Origin of the sequence: Pollutimonas rozaliensis (genome assembly GCF_048751585.1) — a bacterium.
Classification (GTDB): Bacteria; Pseudomonadota; Gammaproteobacteria; order Burkholderiales; family Burkholderiaceae_B.
Window position 1 is genome coordinate 1 of record NZ_JAZHOB010000156.1, and the last position, 266, is coordinate 266.

At 48.5% G+C, this 266-nt stretch carries 1 pseudogene; it reads right to left on the minus strand.

Going from position 1 to position 266, the window contains the following annotated elements:
* Window positions 1-21: 21 nt before the first annotated feature.
* A pseudogene (locus V0R37_RS22375) lies at window positions 22-266 on the minus strand (hypothetical protein); the annotation flags it as partial.

Genomic DNA, 266 nt, shown 5'->3' on the forward strand with positions numbered 1-266 from the left:
AGTGAGAGTTAACGCGTCAAGTCATTCAATACTGTGGTTTCTGTGCAGTTGTATGCCGAGTCGTTTGTCAAGACGAGTTAAGTTTGCACGATCCACATCGAGTCTTCGTGCCGCTTGAGCCCAGTTGTATTCTGCTTCCTCCAACGATTGACAGATCAATTGACGATGAAACGCATCGGTTGCAGTGCGTAAGCCTAATGATTCCTGATCTGACGCCCTGACAGCTTGCTCGGCACAAGCTTGTGGAGGATGAGTCGCGATTAAAG